The organism is Rhizobium sp. SYY.PMSO, from assembly GCF_046840415.1.
Lineage (GTDB): Bacteria > Pseudomonadota > Alphaproteobacteria > Rhizobiales > Rhizobiaceae > Rhizobium.
Genome location: NZ_CP177349.1, coordinates 3132869 through 3147810, shown reverse-complemented (window position 1 = coordinate 3147810; position 14942 = coordinate 3132869). Strand labels below are relative to the sequence as shown.

Here is a 14942-nt window from a genome sequence, read left to right as displayed (position 1 = left end):
GAGCTTCGTTGCCGGCTTGCCGGGGGTCGATAGAGCAAAAACGAGCGCGAATCGGATCGCCGAAAGGTGACGCCGTAGGCTGAGAGCTTCATGCGGAGCAAATCCGCCGTTGGGTCCGCTGCTGCCTGCTCATTTGCGGTGCCGTCATGCCGAAATCCGCCGGCGCATCTCCGCGATTTGTCATCGGCCCGCTGCGGCGCCGATCGGAAAGCTGATGTATTCATCCTGTGCGTGTATTTGGCCCTTCATTATATTTGCGCTCGTTAAAAGCTTGGCCGCAATCGCAGATTCGGGCGGAATCCCCGGCTCAACCATTCGGAGTCCGGCGGGTTTCCGCCCGAAAGGCGCAAGATGTTGTGTGGAACAAAAGCGGAATCGCGTGGAATCAACGATTCGTCGCCGATTCGTTCCGGCTTTGACCCGGTTGTTAACGCTGGCGGTCAAACAAGAGAAATTTGCATGATTTACAAATAATTAACCAAGAAATGACGGGGATTTCCCGCCATGGCGGACTCCGCGCTTGACTCCTTTTCCCGCGGAAAAGGCATGAAAACAAGATTCAGCATCTGGTGGGAATCTTTTCGTTGAAATCCATATGTTGTAGTGAACAAATAAGGAACGGTGGCGAGTCAGCGATTCGTCTCCGATTCGTTCTCAGGCTGTTCCGGAATCCTTGGGACTCGCATGGGATGCAGAGCAAATATAACTTATGGTTGAGGCATCCAATAATGAAATCGCTTGTTGCCGCATGTGTTTTTTCATTCAGGTCTTGCCTTTGTCACATATGGTCGTCATCTGTTCGTTTCCTCAAGGAGAAGCTTGCCGATCGCACGATGGCGGTTTCTCACCCATGCACGGACCCATGACTCAGACTTCGCAGCCCATGATCCTGAGCGGACGCGGCGTGACCGCGGTGCTCGGACCCACCAATACCGGCAAGACCCATTATGCCATCGAGCGCATGGTGGCGCACGGCAGCGGCGTGATCGGCCTGCCGCTGCGGCTGCTTGCGCGCGAGGTCTATACGCGCGTCGTCGAGAAGGTCGGGGCCCAGCATGTCGCGCTTGTCACCGGCGAGGAAAAGATATCGCCGCCCAATGCCCGCTTCTCCGTCTGCACCGTGGAAGCCATGCCGCGCGAAACGCGCGCCTCCTTCGTCGCGATCGACGAGGTGCAGCTTGCCGGAGATCTGGAGCGCGGGCATATTTTCACCGACCGTATTCTGCATCTGCGCGGCCGCGACGAAACCCTGCTGCTCGGCGCGGGCACGATGCGGCCGATCCTCGAGCAGCTGCTGCCGGGGATTACCGTTCTGGAGCGCCCACGGCTGTCGCATCTCTTCTATGCCGGGCAGAAGAAGATCACGCGCCTGCCGCAGCGCACCGCGATCGTCGCCTTCTCCGCCGACGAGGTCTATGCCATCGCCGAGCTGATCCGCAGGCAGCGCGGCGGTGCGGCCGTCGTTCTGGGCGCGCTGAGCCCGCGGACCCGCAATGCGCAGGTGGCGCTCTATCAGGCCGGCGATGTCGAGTATCTGGTTGCGACCGACGCGATCGGCATGGGCCTCAACCTCGATGTCGATCATGTCGCCTTCGCCCAGGACCGCAAGTTCGACGGCTATCAGTTCCGCAACCTCAATCCGGCCGAGCTCGGCCAGATCGCCGGCCGAGCCGGCCGTCATCTGAAGGACGGCACCTTCGGCGTGACGGGGCAGGTGGATCCCTTCGACGACGAACTGGTGCGCCGGATCGAGGGGCACGAATTCGATATGGTGAAGGTGCTGCAATGGCGCAGCAAGGATCTGGATTTCGCCTCGATCGCGGCCCTGCGGGCCAGTTTGGAGAACGCGCCACGCGTGCAGGGCTTGACGCGGGCGCTGCCTGCGGTAGACCAGCAGGCGTTGGAATATTTGTCACGCGATCTGGAGATAGTCGATCTTGCCAGCAGCCCGGCCCGGGTTGAAAAATTATGGGAGGCCTGCGCGCTTCCCGACTATCGGCGCATCACGCCTGCCCAGCACGCCGATCTCATAGCCGTCCTCTTTTCCGATCTCGTGCGCTATGGCACGGTGAAAGAGGATTTCCTGGCCGAACAGGTGCATCGCGCCGATCGGACGGACGGTGAGATCGACACGCTTTCGGCGCGAATCGCGCAGATAAGGACTTGGACCTATGTGTCGAACCGGCCCGGCTGGCTTGCCGATCCGACACACTGGCAAGAAAAGACGCGGGAAATCGAAGATCGATTGTCCGATGCGTTACATGAACGGTTGACGAAACGCTTTGTTGATCGCAGGACATCTGTGCTCATGAAGCGCCTGAGAGAGAATGCGATGCTGGAAGCTGAAATCAGTGTGAATGGAGATGTCTTCGTAGAGGGGCATCATGTGGGGCAATTGACCGGATTTCGGTTCACGCCTATCGCGGGCACCGAGGGACCGGATGCCAAGGCTGTCCAGGCCGCCTCGCAGAAGGCGCTCGGGCTTGAATTCGAGGCGCGCGCCGCACGCCTGCATGCTGCCGGCAATGGCGATCTTGCGATCAGCGCCGATGGCCTGGTGCGCTGGCTCGGCGATCCCGTGGCCCGCCTGTCGGGCAGCGAGCATATCATGCGCCCGCGCGTCATCCTGCTCGCGGACGAGCAGCTGACCGGCAACGCGCGCGATCACGTCTCCGCCCGGATCGAACGGTTCGTCAATCATCACATCAGCACGATCCTGAAGCCGCTCGACGATCTGCAGCGCGCCGAGGATCTGCAGGGTCTCGCCAAGGGGCTGGCTTTCCAGCTGGTGGAGAATCTCGGCGTTCTGTTCCGTCGCGACGTCACCGAGGAAGTGAAGTCGCTGGATCAGGATGCGCGCGCCTCCATGCGCCGCTACGGCGTTCGCTTCGGCGCCTATCATATTTTCGTGCCCGCATTGCTGAAGCCGGCTCCGGCCGAGCTCATCACGCTGCTCTGGGCCCTGAAGAACGACGGCCTTGACAAGCCGGGCTACGGCGACCTGATCCCCGTTCTGGCCGCCGGCCGCACCTCGGTTGTGACCGATCCGGGCTATGAGCGCATGTTCTACAAGCTCGCCGGCTTCCGGTTCCTCGGCAAGCGCGCGGTGCGCATCGACATTCTCGAGCGTCTGGCGGACATCATCCGTCCGCTGCTGCAGTGGAAGCCCGGCCAGGCCTCGCGTCCCGAGGGCGCCTATGACGGCCGTCGCTTCACCTCGACGACCTCGATGCTCTCGATCCTCGGCGCGACGCTGGAAGATATGGAGGAAATCCTCAAGGGTCTCGGCTATCGGGCCGATTCCGTGAAGGCCGAAGAGGCCCAGGCTTTCCTCGCTCAGCAGGATGCGGCCTCGAGTGCTGCGGCACCGGCTGCGGATGCCGCGGCCGAAAAGGCCGATCATGACGATGTCGACACGGCGGTCGACGAGCCGGCCAAGGACGCCGAGACCGTTTCCCAGGAAGCGGCTGCTCCCGCGGAAGCGGCGACCGAAGCCGCTCCGGCGGCTGCGGAAGCTCCTGCCACTGTTGACGCGGTTCCCGCGGCTGCGGAAGCCGGTGCGGCTGTGGAAGCTGCCGCCGAGCCCGCGGAGCCGAAGCCGGTTCTTCTCTGGCGTCTGGGCGGTCGCAGCGACCATCAGCAGCGTCAGGGCGGGCGTGGCCACGGCGACCGTCGCGGCCAGCAGGGCGAAGGCCGGGGCCAGCAAGGCAACCGCCGCAGTGGCGGCGAGCAGGGGAGCGGTGAAGGCAACCGCGAGGGGCGTGATCGCCGCGATGGCCGTGACGGCCGCGGCGGCGACAAGGGTCCGCGCGGCAATCGCGAAGGCGGCCGTCCGCAGCATCAGGGCAATCGCGGCGAGCGAGGCGATCGTCAGGATCGCGGCGACCGCAATGATCGCAACAATCGCGGCGCATCGCAGCCGCTGCGTTTCGAAGCCAAGCCGCCTCGCAAGGAAAAGCCGATCGACCCGGATTCTCCTTTCGCCAAGCTCGCTGCCCTCAAGGAGCAGATGAAGAAATAGGCCATGACGGACGAGAGGCAGCCATTTTCCGGTTCGCGCCAGCGCATCGACAAATGGCTGTTCTTTGCCCGCATGGTGAAATCCCGCTCGCTGGCGCAGCTTTATGTACAGAACGGCAGCGTGCGGGTGAACGGCGAGCGGGTGGTGCAGTCGAGCTTCGCCGTCAAGATCGGCGATCGCATCGAACTGTCGCTGGAGCGGCGGGATGTCGTCCTGGTCGTGCGCGCGCCCGGCGAGCGCCGGGGGCCTTTCGAGGAAGCGAAGCTGCTCTACGAGGATCTGACGCCGCCGCCGGATGAGACAAAACGCCTCACCCTCTTCGAACAGGCGTCGCGGGCGCCGGGAAGCGGCAGACCCACGAAGCGCGATCGCCGTGCAATCGATCGCCTGACCTCGGACGACGATTAGAAAACTCTGCCCGTCATGGGCGGTTTTCAAGATTGTTTGTCCTTGAAATTGGCTGACAAAGTCGATACCTCACGATCAACCTGCCGGTAACCAGCCGGACGGCGCGTTTGCTTGTAATGCATCCGTCTGCCCGTTCGGCTCCGCGGCATCGTGCGACGTTCCAGGTTGCGCATCCGCGGAAGCTAGAGACATTCCTGGAGTGCTTCATGACATATGTCGTGACCGACAATTGCATCCGCTGCAAATATACCGATTGCGTGGAAGTCTGCCCCGTCGACTGCTTCTATGAGGGCGAGAACTTTCTCGTCATCCATCCCGACGAATGCATCGATTGCGGCGTTTGCGAGCCTGAATGTCCCGCCGAGGCGATCAAGCCCGATACGGAGCCGGGGCTCGACAAGTGGCTGAAGATCAACGCCGAGTATGCCGCCGTCTGGCCGAATATCACGGTCAAGCGCGACGCGATGCCGGAGGCGAAGGAAATGGACGGCGAACAGGGCAAGTTCGAGAAATATTTCTCGACGAATCCCGGTGCCGGCGATTGATCGAAGGTCGTGACAGGCCGCCGATAAAGGTGTAGTCGATATCGCACGGAGCGAATCACTGCCGTTGGGCCGCAGGGCGGTCAACGCGTCCTCGTCGACGCGTGTGCAGCAAATTATTGATTTCCTCAGATTTTTGTGATAGGGTCCCCATACTGATCCACTGCGGCATTTTGGATGCCCAAAACCATCACGAAAGCAAATCACCAATCCGTACGCGGTTTCCTTGACATATCAACGTTTTGTGTTGTCGGGTCCCGGATCGCGATGGATGGTTTCTTTTTGCATAAGTCTGGCTGGACCAGGATGAAGTGACCCGACGGTACTGCCGTCTCATCCGGGCCTGACTGACCCGGCCCCCGGCCCCAACCGGGCGCGTAACAGGGAGTTTTTGAAAAGAATGACGACCCAGCAGAAAAAACCTTCAGCAGCACGCCATGGCTTCAAGACCGGCGAAGCGATCGTTTATCCGGCCCACGGTGTCGGCACGATCACTGCGATCGAAGAGCAAGAAGTCGCAGGCATGAAGCTCGAGCTGTTCGTGATCGATTTCGAGAAAGACAAGATGCGTCTGAAGGTGCCGGTGGCAAAGGCCATGAGCATCGGCATGCGCAAGCTTTCCGAAACGGATTTCGTCGAGCGGGCGCTGAAGGTCGTGCAGGGCAAGGCCCGCGTGAAGCGTACCATGTGGTCGCGCCGCGCCCAGGAATATGATGCCAAGATCAATTCCGGCGATCTGATCTCCATCGCTGAAGTGGTTCGCGACCTCTATCGCGCCGAAAACCAGCCGGAGCAGTCCTATTCCGAACGGCAGCTCTATGAAGCTGCGCTCGATCGCATGGCGCGCGAAATTGCCGCCGTCAACAAGATGTCCGAAACCGAGGCCGTTCGCCTTGTCGAGACCAATCTCAACAAGGGTCCGAAGCGTGGCAAGGTCGTCGACGACGACGATTCCCAGGACGAAGCCGCATAAGGCCGAGGCGCCACATACTGCTTTAAAAACCCGGCCTTCGTGCCGGGTTTTTTCTTTGGAACCTTTTTCATCGCGCCGCGTTAAAGCTTCGTGTTGGCGGTCGATGTGGTTGCACTCCTGCAGGAGTGCGTTTCCACACAGGCCGCTTTATAGACATTCACGAGGACCGGCTTATGCGTTTTCATTCGAAGCTCCCCGGCGATCTGAAGATGCTTCAATCGTCAGACCCGTTCGCTGAGATCGAACTAGACTAGTCATCGATCATCCGGACGAGCCGGATATCGGTCTCCAATTTGCAATTTCATTCATTGATTTTCGTCCGAGCAGCGATGTTCGGAAACGATGCTTGCTGCCCTTTTCGTCGACCGCGGCATAGAGACGATTTGAGGCCGAACCCCAGGAGATGCATATGACGAATATGTCTGCAGATCGGCGCATGATCAAAGTTGCGATGGCTGCTCCCTATCTCGATCGCGACGAAGAGCATAATCTGGCTATTCGCTGGAAGGACCACGACGATCGTGGCGCCCGCAATCAGATCGCAACCGCCCATATGCGCCTCGTCATCTCGATGGCGGGAAAATTCCGCAACTTCGGTTTGCCGATGAGCGATCTGGTGCAGGAAGGCTATGTGGGGCTGCTGGAAGCCGCCGCCCGTTTCGAGCCTGAGCGGGAAGTCCGATTTTCCACCTATGCAAGCTGGTGGATCCGCGCCTCGATCCAGGACTATATTCTGCGCAACTGGTCGATCGTGCGCGGCGGTACGAGTTCGGCGCAGAAGGCGCTGTTCTTCAATCTTCGCCGCCTGCGCGCCAAGCTCGCTCGCAGCAATTCGGGCGTTACCGTCCAGTCCATCCATGAAGAAATCGCCGTCACGCTCGGTGTCAGCCTTGCCGATGTGCAGACAATGGATGCGCGGCTTTCCAGCAGCGACACCTCTTTGCAGGCACCGTCGATATCGGGTGATTCCGAAAGCGCCGAGCGCATCGATTTTCTCATCAGCGACGATCCGCTTCCCGACGAGCAGGTTTCGGACATGATCGATGGCGAACGCCGCCGCATCTGGCTCGCATCGGCGCTGAAGCATCTCAACGAACGCGAAATGAAGATCATCCAGGCACGACGTCTGGTCGAAGACGGCGCGACGCTCGAGGAGCTCGGCGCCGATCTCGGCATTTCCAAGGAGCGCGTGCGCCAGATCGAAAGCCGTGCGATGGACAAGTTGCGCAACGCATTGGTGGATGCGGATCCCCGCATGGCAAGCTACGCCTGAGCGCGGCTTGTCCTCGTCTTTCGCCCGCGGCATGGCGGGCTGACCGTCATTCCGAAATAATCTTGACCCTGTCGCCCGGCGCAATGTTTGCCCCGGTTGGCAGGGCATTGATCAATTTGAACAGGTCCAGCTTGCGATCCGTGCCCATCATGCGCGCGGCGAGCGTGGTGATGGTATCGCCGGGCTTGACGGTGACGACGCGGACGCGCAGCGGCTTCAGCGAGGCCGCCTCTTCCGGCGTCATATGCCGGAAGCTCGCCCGCAGCACATTGGCAGTCTGATCGAGCTGGGCGATATTGCCCTTCGGCACCGCCGTCAGGAAGCGGAAAATCTGCGTGCGGTCGCGGATCACGGTCACATCGAAATCCCAGCGATCGGCAGAGGCGCGCGCGGTTGCGGCCGGCATGCCGTTGACGGTGATCGACCGGATCGACGACGGATCGAGGCCCGTCACCCAGCCGCTGGAAATATAGTTCGTGAGGTTCTGGTTTTCCGTATCGGCAACGCCGTCGAAGCGGATGGCGATATCGCCGGGTCCGGTCGCCATCACGGCCTCGACCTTGTTATCGATGCGGAAATCGGGCGGCACGTCGAATCGGATGCCGAGGCCGCCATGCAGGAAGGTCTGGCCGCGCACATAGCCCTCCTCCGGGCTGTCGCCATAGAGCAGGCCGTCGATGCCGTTCAAGTAATAATCGCGGCCGGTATCGCCGACCTTGCCTTCCTCGCCGAATTCGCGCGCATGGGCCTTGGCGAGGTCGATGCGCTGCGGCGTGCTCGGGTGGCTCGACAGGAAGTCCAGGCTCTGGTCGGCATCGGAATTGGCCGACATGAAGCGGCTGTAGTCTTCCATGGCGTTCAGGAAGCGGGCGGCGGCGTAAGGATCGTAGCCGGCCTGGCCGAGCGTGCGGATGCCGATCTCGTCGGCCTGAAGCTCCTGCTGGCGCGAGAAGGCCGCAAGGCGCAGCTTGCCGCGGGCAAGCGCCTGCTTGCCGGCCAGATCGCTCGACAGCACCTCGGCAACCACGCGGCTGGCGATGACCTCAGCCTCCTCGCGCTTCTGGCGCTCAATACCGTGATTGGCGGTGACGTGCGCCATCTCGTGCGACAGCACGGCGGCGACCTCAGAAGCGTCGTTGGCAAGCGCCAGCAGACCGCGGGTGACATAGAGATAGCCACCCGGCAATGCGAAAGCGTTGATCGAGGGCGAATTGAGGATGGTGATGCGGTAGGACTGCTGCGGATTTTCCGAGACGCTGGTGAGCGCGCCGGCGATGCGGGCGACGAGGCGCTCGGTCTTGGCATCCTTGTATTCGCCGCCATAGCTCGCCAGGATGCGCGGATGCTCGCGGGCGCCCATCTGCGCGCGCGGATCGTTCTTCTGCACCTCGGAGACGATTTGCGGATTGGCGGAGGGCGAAACGCTCGGCTGATAGGATTGGTCCAGCACCGTCTGGCAGCTGTCCAAAATGATTGCGGCAGCAAGGAGGGGGACAAGGCGGCGCAAATGGGTTGCGACGGTCGCACCGATCCTTCGTTCTGCTCGCTTGCTCTGCTTCAGTACCTGTATCCTACTCATTTCGCTGCCATGCCGGCTCGGCGCCATATCCGGTTGATCGTTACCGGGCCGATCATCCTCGCGCGCCGATAAAGGTTGTTTCCACCCGCATCGGTCCGCGTTTGCCCGGACGGTCTCCACCCGTTGCTGTAGCCGATTTTGGCACCGGTTGCATAGCGAGACTCCGTTTAAATGTGGCAGCGTTGTATTTTAGCAAGCTTTCCCCAGGACTTTCAGCCGCTTGCCGCGACGAAATTAAGGCAAAGCCGGCGGCGGGATGCTGCGACGCATTCAATGTTGCAAAAATGTGGTCAGTGCCGGAATGCCGTCCGTCGTCAGGAAGGTCTCGATGGGCGCGGCGAGCCTGATGGCGCCGCCGTCGATGAAGACGGCGTGGTCGGCAAGGCGCCGCACCTCCGCCGGATCGTGCGAGACGATCAGCACCGTATTGCCGGTTTCCCGATGAAGGGTTTTCAGGAGCTCGACCATGCCGGAACGCAAGCCGGGGTCGAGGGCGGCGAAGGGTTCGTCCAGCAACAGGATCGGCTTGTCGCGCACCAGTGCTCTCGCGAAGGCGGCGCGCTGCCGTTCGCCGCCGGAGAGCGTTCCCGGCTTGCGCTTCTCGAAACCCGGGAGCCCGACGCGTGCCAGAGCCTGCGAGACCCTTTGCCGATCCTGCGCCAAAAGCCTCAGCGAGGGGCTGATGCCGAGGCCGATGTTCGTGAAGAGATCGAGATGGGCAAAGAGGTTGTTGTCCTGAAAGACGAGGGACACCGGCCGTTCGGCGGGGTGCAGGCCGGTCACGTCCTGTCCCGCCAGCAGGACGCGGCCGCGGTCGGGCTGCTCGAAGCCGGCCAGCAGATTGAGAAAGGTCGATTTGCCGGATCCCGAGGGGCCGGCGACGGCGATGATCCTGCCTTGCGGCAATGCGCAATCGAAGCGGAAATCATGTGTGCCGAGGCGCAGCTCTACGCCGTCCATGGCGATAGCTCGTTCGCTCGTGTCGTTGCCGTCAGTCATGTCGTCTGCTTTCGTGATCGTCCGTGCCCTGGCCCGCCGTGCCTGCGATGGTCAGGAGAAGGCACACCAGGCCGAGAATCAGCGCGTAGCCATCGGCATCATTGGTGCGGTAGCTGCCGAGCTTGCTGTAGACCAGCCACGGCAGGGTCATCAGGCTATCCGAGCCGAAGAGCGCCACGGCGCCGAGATCGCCGAGCGACAGGGCCATGGCAAAGGAGAGCGCCGTGAAAAACGGTTTGCGCAGGCCCGGCCAATCGATGAGGCGCAGCCGGGAGACGCCATGAAGGCCGAGGCTCGCCGCCAGCCGTTCGGTGCGCCGACGATGGACGGCATAGGCCGGCTCGATGACGCGAATGACGAAGGGCAACGCCATCAGCGCATTGACGATCACGATCAGGATGGCGGCGAACCTGCTGGGATCGCCCAGCGGCCTGAGCGCCAGAAACCAGCCTGTTGCCAGTACGATCGGCGGAACCAGCAGGATCAGGGACGAGCTTCCGCTCAATGCGATCGCCAGGCCGCGCAGGCCGATTGAATTGCGGCGACCTGCCGATATCGCCGATCGGGCGCGAATGATCGCAAATGATATCAGGACCGCGAGAAGCCCGGCGGCGAGTGCGATCGCAAGGCTCGTGGCGGCCGCCTGCAGAAAGATCGGCTGGATCGCCAGCTTCGGAAGGTTGGCCTCCAGGCCGGCAACAACGACCGAAGCGAGCGGCAGGCCGAGAAAGAGCGTTGTGAGCAGGAGCATGACCGCATCGGCCCATCGCGCCGCAGCCATCTGTCCATCGATGCGCCGCAGCGTACGGCCGCTGGTCAGCCCATGATCGTCCGGCGCGCGAAACAGCGTCATGGCGCCGAGGATCGCCACGGTCACGACGATTTGCAGCAGCGACAGCATCACGGCGCGCGCCGGATCGAAATCGAAGCGCAGCGCCTGATAGATCGCCACCTCCAGCGTCGTCGCGGCCGGGCCGCCGCCGAGGATCAGGACGAGCGTGAAGCTGGTGGCGCAGAGCATGAAGATCAGGCCGGCAATGCCGGGAATGAGGCCGCGCAGGACAGGCCATTCGATGAAGCGGAAGACCGAGGCGGGCCGCATGCCGAGCCCGCCGGCCACGAGCCAGTATTCCGCCGGCACGCGCTCCAGCCCGGCAAGCATCAGCCGGCAGGCGAGCGGCATGTTGAAGAAGACATGCGCCAGCAGGATGCCCGCGAGCCCGTAAATGCTGACGGGCTGCGACAGGCCGATCGCCGCAAACGCCTGATTGAGCAGCCCCTGCCGGCCCCATATGCCGAGCAGGCCGAGCGCGCCGATCAGCACCGGCAGGCCCATCGGCACGGCCATCAGCCGGATCAGCCATAACCGGCCGGGAAAGCGCGGCTGGCGCGCCAAAGCGCGCGCGACCGGTATGGCGAGCGCGATGGAAAGGAGCGTCGAAAGCGTTGCCTGCAGCAGCGTAAAGCGCAGGACGCGCAGCAGGTAGGGATCGGTCAGCGTGGTTTCGCCGCCGGATTCGATGCCGGCGGCCAGCAGGACGAGCACGGCAACTCCCACGAAGAAGACGATGCCGGCAAGGCTGAGCGCCCCGCCGGAAATAGCGCGTCTTCGTTCGGGTGCCGTCAGGATGGTCAAGGTGTCAGTTGCCGCTGGTGGCGGTCAGCCACTCGTCGATCCAGGCCTTGCGGTTCTTGTCGACCTCAGCGGGGCTCATCAGGAAGGTCTTCGACGGTACGACGAGCTTGCTGAAGGCATCCGGCAGCGGTTCCGACGTGGCGGAGACCGGCATCATCCAGTTGGCTGTCGGGATGATGTCCTGGAAGCCGGGGGAGATCATGAACTTCAGGAAGTCGCGGGCGAGATCCTTGTTCGGCGAAGACTTGATGAGGCCGGCGACCTCGATCTGGATGTAATGGCCTTCCGAGAAGGCGGCCGCCTGATAGCGGTCGGTCTTGTCCTCGATCATGTGATAGGCCGGCGACGTCGTGTAGGAGAGCACCATCGGCGCTTCGCCCTTGGTGAAGAGATCGTAGGCTTCCGACCAGCCGGGGGTGACGGTCAGGATGCGGCCCTTGAGCTTCGTCCACGCGTCGGCCGCCTTGTCGCCATAGATCGACTTGACCCAGAGCAGAAGGCCGAGACCCGGCGTCGAGGTGCGCGGATCCTCGATGACGATCTTCTGCGAGGGATCGCCCTCGACCAGGTCCTTCATGCTCTTCGGCGGATTTTTCACCGTCTGAGTGTCGTAGATGACGGCGAAGTGGCCGTAGTCGTAGGGCACGAAGACATCGTCCTTGAAATCGCCGGGAACCTTGAGGGCCGAGGTGTCGATGCCGCTTGCGTCGAAGAGGCCGGTATCCTTGGCTTCGTCGACGAGATTGGTGTCGAGGCCGAGAACGACATCGGCCTTGGTGCCCGCGCCCTCCAGCTTGAGGCGGGAGAGAAGCGCCACGCCGTCGGTGACGCTGACATAGTTGACCGTGCAGCCGCAGGTCTTTTCGAAGGCCGCCTTGACCTTGGCGCCCGGACCCCAGTCGGCGGTAAAGCTCTCATAGGTGTAGATGGTCAGGGTCTTGTCGGCCGCGGCGGCTGGCTGTGCGGCGAAAAGGGTCGTTCCGGCGGCAAGGGCCAAGCCGGCGAAGAATGACAATAGCGAACGGTGTTGCATGACAGCGCCTCCTCTCTGGTTTCGTCTTGAAGGGGAAAAGGGCGCTATGATTTCGTCACGCGTCTAATCCCTCCGCCGGTGTTAGCCGGATCAGGTTCCGCGGGTTGGCCGGTCAAAGCCTCTCAGCCAGATGTCCGCAAAGACATAAGGCACCCCGTTAGAGCGTCGGCAGATTTAGCCTTGTGACGACGGGATGACAAGGGAAATGATTCCCTTGCCGATTATGGGCGGGAGGCGTTACTCGGCGGCGTGGGCAGCAGCTACGCCGTCCAGTTTCTTTGTTGCGCCGGGAAGCTGCACGTTCTTCAGCGTCAGGGAGGTCAGAAGACCGAGCAGGCAGATGCCGGCGGCCGTCATGAACAGCGGGCTGAAGGCGCTGGCATAGGCATTGGCGACGGCTTCGCGGGTTGCCTCCGGCAGAGCGGCCATCATCTTCGGCGTCAGTTCCTCGATGTCGGGAACGCCTGCGATGGAAACACCGACATTGCCGAGCTTGGCGGCGATGATGGCGCCGTAGATGGAGATGGCGATCGAGGCGCCGCCCATGCGCGACAGCGTGACGGCGCCGGTCGCCGCACCCACATCGCGGGCAGCGGCCGCGTTCTGCACGCCGATGACGGGCACCTGCTGCGCAAGGCCGATGCCGATGCCGTGCAAGAGCATCAGGCCGCCGATGAAGACGATGGGCGTGCCGGCATGGACGAAGGCGAGCGAGGCGAATGCGATGGTGCTGCAGGCGGCGCTTGCGACCGCAAAGGGCTTGTAGCGCCCCCTTGCCGCGATCAGCCGGCCGGCCGACAGCGAGCCGCAGACGAGGCCGCCGGTCAGCAGAATGAACAGCAGGCCGGCCATCGAGGGTGAAAGGCCCGTCGTCGTCTGCAGGAAGAGCGCGAAATAATTGACCATGCCGATGGCAACGGCGCCGCTGGTGATCGAGGTGATCAGCAGAAGGCCGAATGTTGAATTGCGGAACAGCGTCATCGGCACGATCGGCTCCGGCGCGCGGCGCTCGATGAAGACCCAGGCAATGGCGCAGATCACGCCGAAGGCGATGATGCCGAGGCATTGCGGCGACAGCAGCGATCCGAACAATTCGCTGCCATCGGCGGCAAGCACGATGCTCGTGGTCGTCAGGGCAAGGACGACGGCACCGGCATAATCGATCTTCGGCCGGCGGGCCGGCTTGCGATAGGGGAGCATGAAGGCGAGGCCGGTGAGCACGATGAAGCCGATCGGCACGTTGACGAGGAAGATCGAGCGCCAGCCGAACAGATCGCTCATCGTGCCGCCGAGAACAGGCCCGATGGCGCCGGAGGCCATCAGCACCAGGCTCGAATAGCTCTGGTAACGGGCGCGTTCGCGCGGCTCGAAGATGTCGGCGTTGACCGCGAAGATCGATACCATGATGCCGCCGCCGCCGAGACCCTGCAGCACGCGGGCGGCGATCAGCGTGTTCATCGACACGGCAAGACCGCAGACGGCGGAGCCGGCGGTGAAGATCGCGATCGCCGCCATCATCACATATTTGCGGCCGAAGAGGTCGCCGAGCTTGCCGTAGACGGGCATGACGGCCGATAGGGAGAGAAGATAGGCCGATCCGATCCAGCCGAAGCGCTCCAGATGCCCGAACTCGCCGACGATCGTCGGAAGCGCCGTCGATACGATCTGGTTGTCGAGCGTCGCCATGAACATGGCGGTCATCAGAAACAGGAAGAGGATAAGCCGCCGTTTATGATCCGCCACGAGCGGGGCCAATGTTGTCTGCATGTCCATGGGGCAAGAAATCCCAGCTTGGCCGAAACGCTGCGCGATCGATCGAATGCGCGGGACGCCTCGGTTTTCATACCTGAAATATATGTGCCATTAGCATATAATTGTCAATGACAGTTGAATGCTGTTTGCATATTTTATTTCTTTTCTCCCTCTGGTATGGTGGAAAGATGACATCTGCGACGAACACACGAGAAGTTGAAGCTCACCTGCCGACCGAAGACGAGAATCTTCTTCGCATCGGCCATGCGATGACGCGCATGCGCCTGCTGACGGGCCGCCGCATGATCGGCAGGCTTGCCATTCAGAGCGTCGCGCCGGGCCTCGAGCTTTCGCATCTCGACGTGCTCGATGTCGTCCGGCGGGCGGAGGCGACCGGCGAAGTCACCGTCGGCACCATCGCCGAAATGGTGCGTATCGATCCGTCGCGGGCGAGCCGCATCGTTGCCGACATGGTGGCCCGCGGTGTCCTGCGCCGCAAGGCATCGCAGGCGGATGCGCGCCGCATCGTCGTGGTGCTGACCGCGCTCGGGCAGCGATTGCTGTCGGAGATACAGGCGCAGAAATATTCGGTCATCGGCAGCATCTTTGCAGATTGGACGGCGGAGGAAATCGAGAGCTTCTCGCTGCTGTTCGATCGCTATGTCAGCGGTTACGAGCGGGTTTTCCAGGCTCGCCTCAAGGAAACCGACGACTGAGCGGCCGGCG

At 62.3% G+C, this 14942-nt stretch carries 11 protein-coding genes and 1 riboswitch; of the genes, 6 read left to right on the top strand and 5 right to left on the bottom strand.

Annotation, left to right across the window (positions count from 1 at the left end):
* The first annotated feature begins 862 nt into the window (after positions 1 to 862).
* The 5 genes from ACJJVH_RS15255 to ACJJVH_RS15235 all read left to right on the top strand — a co-directional run bounded on the left by ACJJVH_RS15255 (position 863) and on the right by ACJJVH_RS15235 (position 7217).
* Entirely contained in the window at positions 863 to 4021 is a 3159-nt protein-coding gene (locus tag ACJJVH_RS15255; protein WP_412064275.1) for a helicase-related protein, read from the top strand.
* Between the two features lie 3 nt (positions 4022 to 4024).
* The gene (locus ACJJVH_RS15250) at positions 4025 to 4429 is read left to right on the top strand and encodes an RNA-binding S4 domain-containing protein (RefSeq protein ID WP_113393808.1); all 405 of its coding nucleotides are present in this window, start codon (positions 4025 to 4027) and stop codon (positions 4427 to 4429) included.
* A 206-nt stretch (positions 4430 to 4635) separates the two neighbouring features.
* A complete protein-coding gene (gene fdxA, locus ACJJVH_RS15245; protein WP_112795978.1) occupies positions 4636 to 4974 on the top strand; it encodes a ferredoxin FdxA in 339 nt (112 codons plus the stop codon).
* 397 nt (positions 4975 to 5371) lie between these two features.
* Positions 5372 to 5944: a CarD family transcriptional regulator gene (locus tag ACJJVH_RS15240; protein WP_069611538.1), complete on the top strand. Its 573-nt coding sequence runs from the start codon at positions 5372 to 5374 to the stop codon at positions 5942 to 5944.
* A gap of 409 nt (positions 5945 to 6353) precedes the next feature.
* The gene (locus ACJJVH_RS15235) at positions 6354 to 7217 is read left to right on the top strand and encodes an RNA polymerase factor sigma-32 (protein ID WP_112796143.1); all 864 of its coding nucleotides are present in this window, start codon (positions 6354 to 6356) and stop codon (positions 7215 to 7217) included.
* Positions 7218 to 7263: 46 nt separating this feature from the next.
* On the opposite strand, the gene ACJJVH_RS15230 is transcribed toward ACJJVH_RS15235, so the two are convergent.
* The 5 genes from ACJJVH_RS15230 to ACJJVH_RS15210 form a co-directional block, all read right to left on the bottom strand.
* Positions 7264 to 8796 carry a M48 family metalloprotease gene (locus tag ACJJVH_RS15230; protein WP_412064274.1) on the bottom strand — a complete coding sequence of 511 codons (1533 nt, stop codon included), beginning with the start codon at positions 8794 to 8796 and terminating at the stop codon, positions 7264 to 7266.
* 270 nt (positions 8797 to 9066) lie between these two features.
* Complete coding sequence (locus ACJJVH_RS15225) at positions 9067 to 9795, bottom strand: ATP-binding cassette domain-containing protein (RefSeq protein ID WP_412064273.1); 729 nt, start codon at positions 9793 to 9795, stop codon at positions 9067 to 9069.
* The gene (gene thiP / locus ACJJVH_RS15220; RefSeq protein WP_412065174.1) at positions 9788 to 11425 is read right to left on the bottom strand and encodes a thiamine/thiamine pyrophosphate ABC transporter permease ThiP; all 1638 of its coding nucleotides are present in this window, start codon (positions 11423 to 11425) and stop codon (positions 9788 to 9790) included. The genes ACJJVH_RS15225 and thiP overlap by 8 nt, the downstream gene beginning before the upstream one ends.
* Positions 11426 to 11435: 10 nt before the next feature.
* On the bottom strand, positions 11436 to 12464 hold the full coding sequence (gene thiB / locus ACJJVH_RS15215) for a thiamine ABC transporter substrate binding subunit (protein ID WP_113369761.1): 1029 nt from the start codon (positions 12462 to 12464) through the stop codon (positions 11436 to 11438).
* A 50-nt stretch (positions 12465 to 12514) separates the two neighbouring features.
* Positions 12515 to 12631: riboswitch (TPP riboswitch) on the bottom strand.
* 70 nt (positions 12632 to 12701) lie between these two features.
* A complete protein-coding gene (locus ACJJVH_RS15210; protein WP_412064272.1) occupies positions 12702 to 14237 on the bottom strand; it encodes an MDR family MFS transporter in 1536 nt (511 codons plus the stop codon).
* Between the two features lie 167 nt (positions 14238 to 14404).
* On the opposite strand from ACJJVH_RS15210, the gene ACJJVH_RS15205 reads away from it, so the two are divergent.
* Positions 14405 to 14932 carry a MarR family transcriptional regulator gene (locus ACJJVH_RS15205; RefSeq protein WP_113384907.1) on the top strand — a complete coding sequence of 176 codons (528 nt, stop codon included), beginning with the start codon at positions 14405 to 14407 and terminating at the stop codon, positions 14930 to 14932.
* The last annotated feature ends 10 nt before the right edge of the window (positions 14933 to 14942 follow it).

Excerpts from the sequence above, each read along its gene's own strand:
- ACJJVH_RS15230 (WP_412064274.1), bottom strand. The coding sequence starts at position 8,796 with ATGAGTAGGATACAGGTACTGAAGCAGAGCAAGCGAGCAGAACGAAGG.
- ACJJVH_RS15255 (WP_412064275.1), top strand. The coding sequence starts at position 863 with ATGACTCAGACTTCGCAGCCCATGATCCTGAGCGGACGCGGCGTGACC.
- fdxA (WP_112795978.1), top strand. The coding sequence starts at position 4,636 with ATGACATATGTCGTGACCGACAATTGCATCCGCTGCAAATATACCGAT.
- ACJJVH_RS15235 (WP_112796143.1), top strand. The coding sequence starts at position 6,354 with ATGACGAATATGTCTGCAGATCGGCGCATGATCAAAGTTGCGATGGCT.
- ACJJVH_RS15250 (WP_113393808.1), top strand. The coding sequence starts at position 4,025 with ATGACGGACGAGAGGCAGCCATTTTCCGGTTCGCGCCAGCGCATCGAC.
- ACJJVH_RS15210 (WP_412064272.1), bottom strand. The coding sequence starts at position 14,237 with ATGGACATGCAGACAACATTGGCCCCGCTCGTGGCGGATCATAAACGG.
- ACJJVH_RS15225 (WP_412064273.1), bottom strand. The coding sequence starts at position 9,795 with ATGACTGACGGCAACGACACGAGCGAACGAGCTATCGCCATGGACGGC.
- thiB (WP_113369761.1), bottom strand. The coding sequence starts at position 12,464 with ATGCAACACCGTTCGCTATTGTCATTCTTCGCCGGCTTGGCCCTTGCC.
- ACJJVH_RS15205 (WP_113384907.1), top strand. The coding sequence starts at position 14,405 with ATGACATCTGCGACGAACACACGAGAAGTTGAAGCTCACCTGCCGACC.
- ACJJVH_RS15240 (WP_069611538.1), top strand. The coding sequence starts at position 5,372 with ATGACGACCCAGCAGAAAAAACCTTCAGCAGCACGCCATGGCTTCAAG.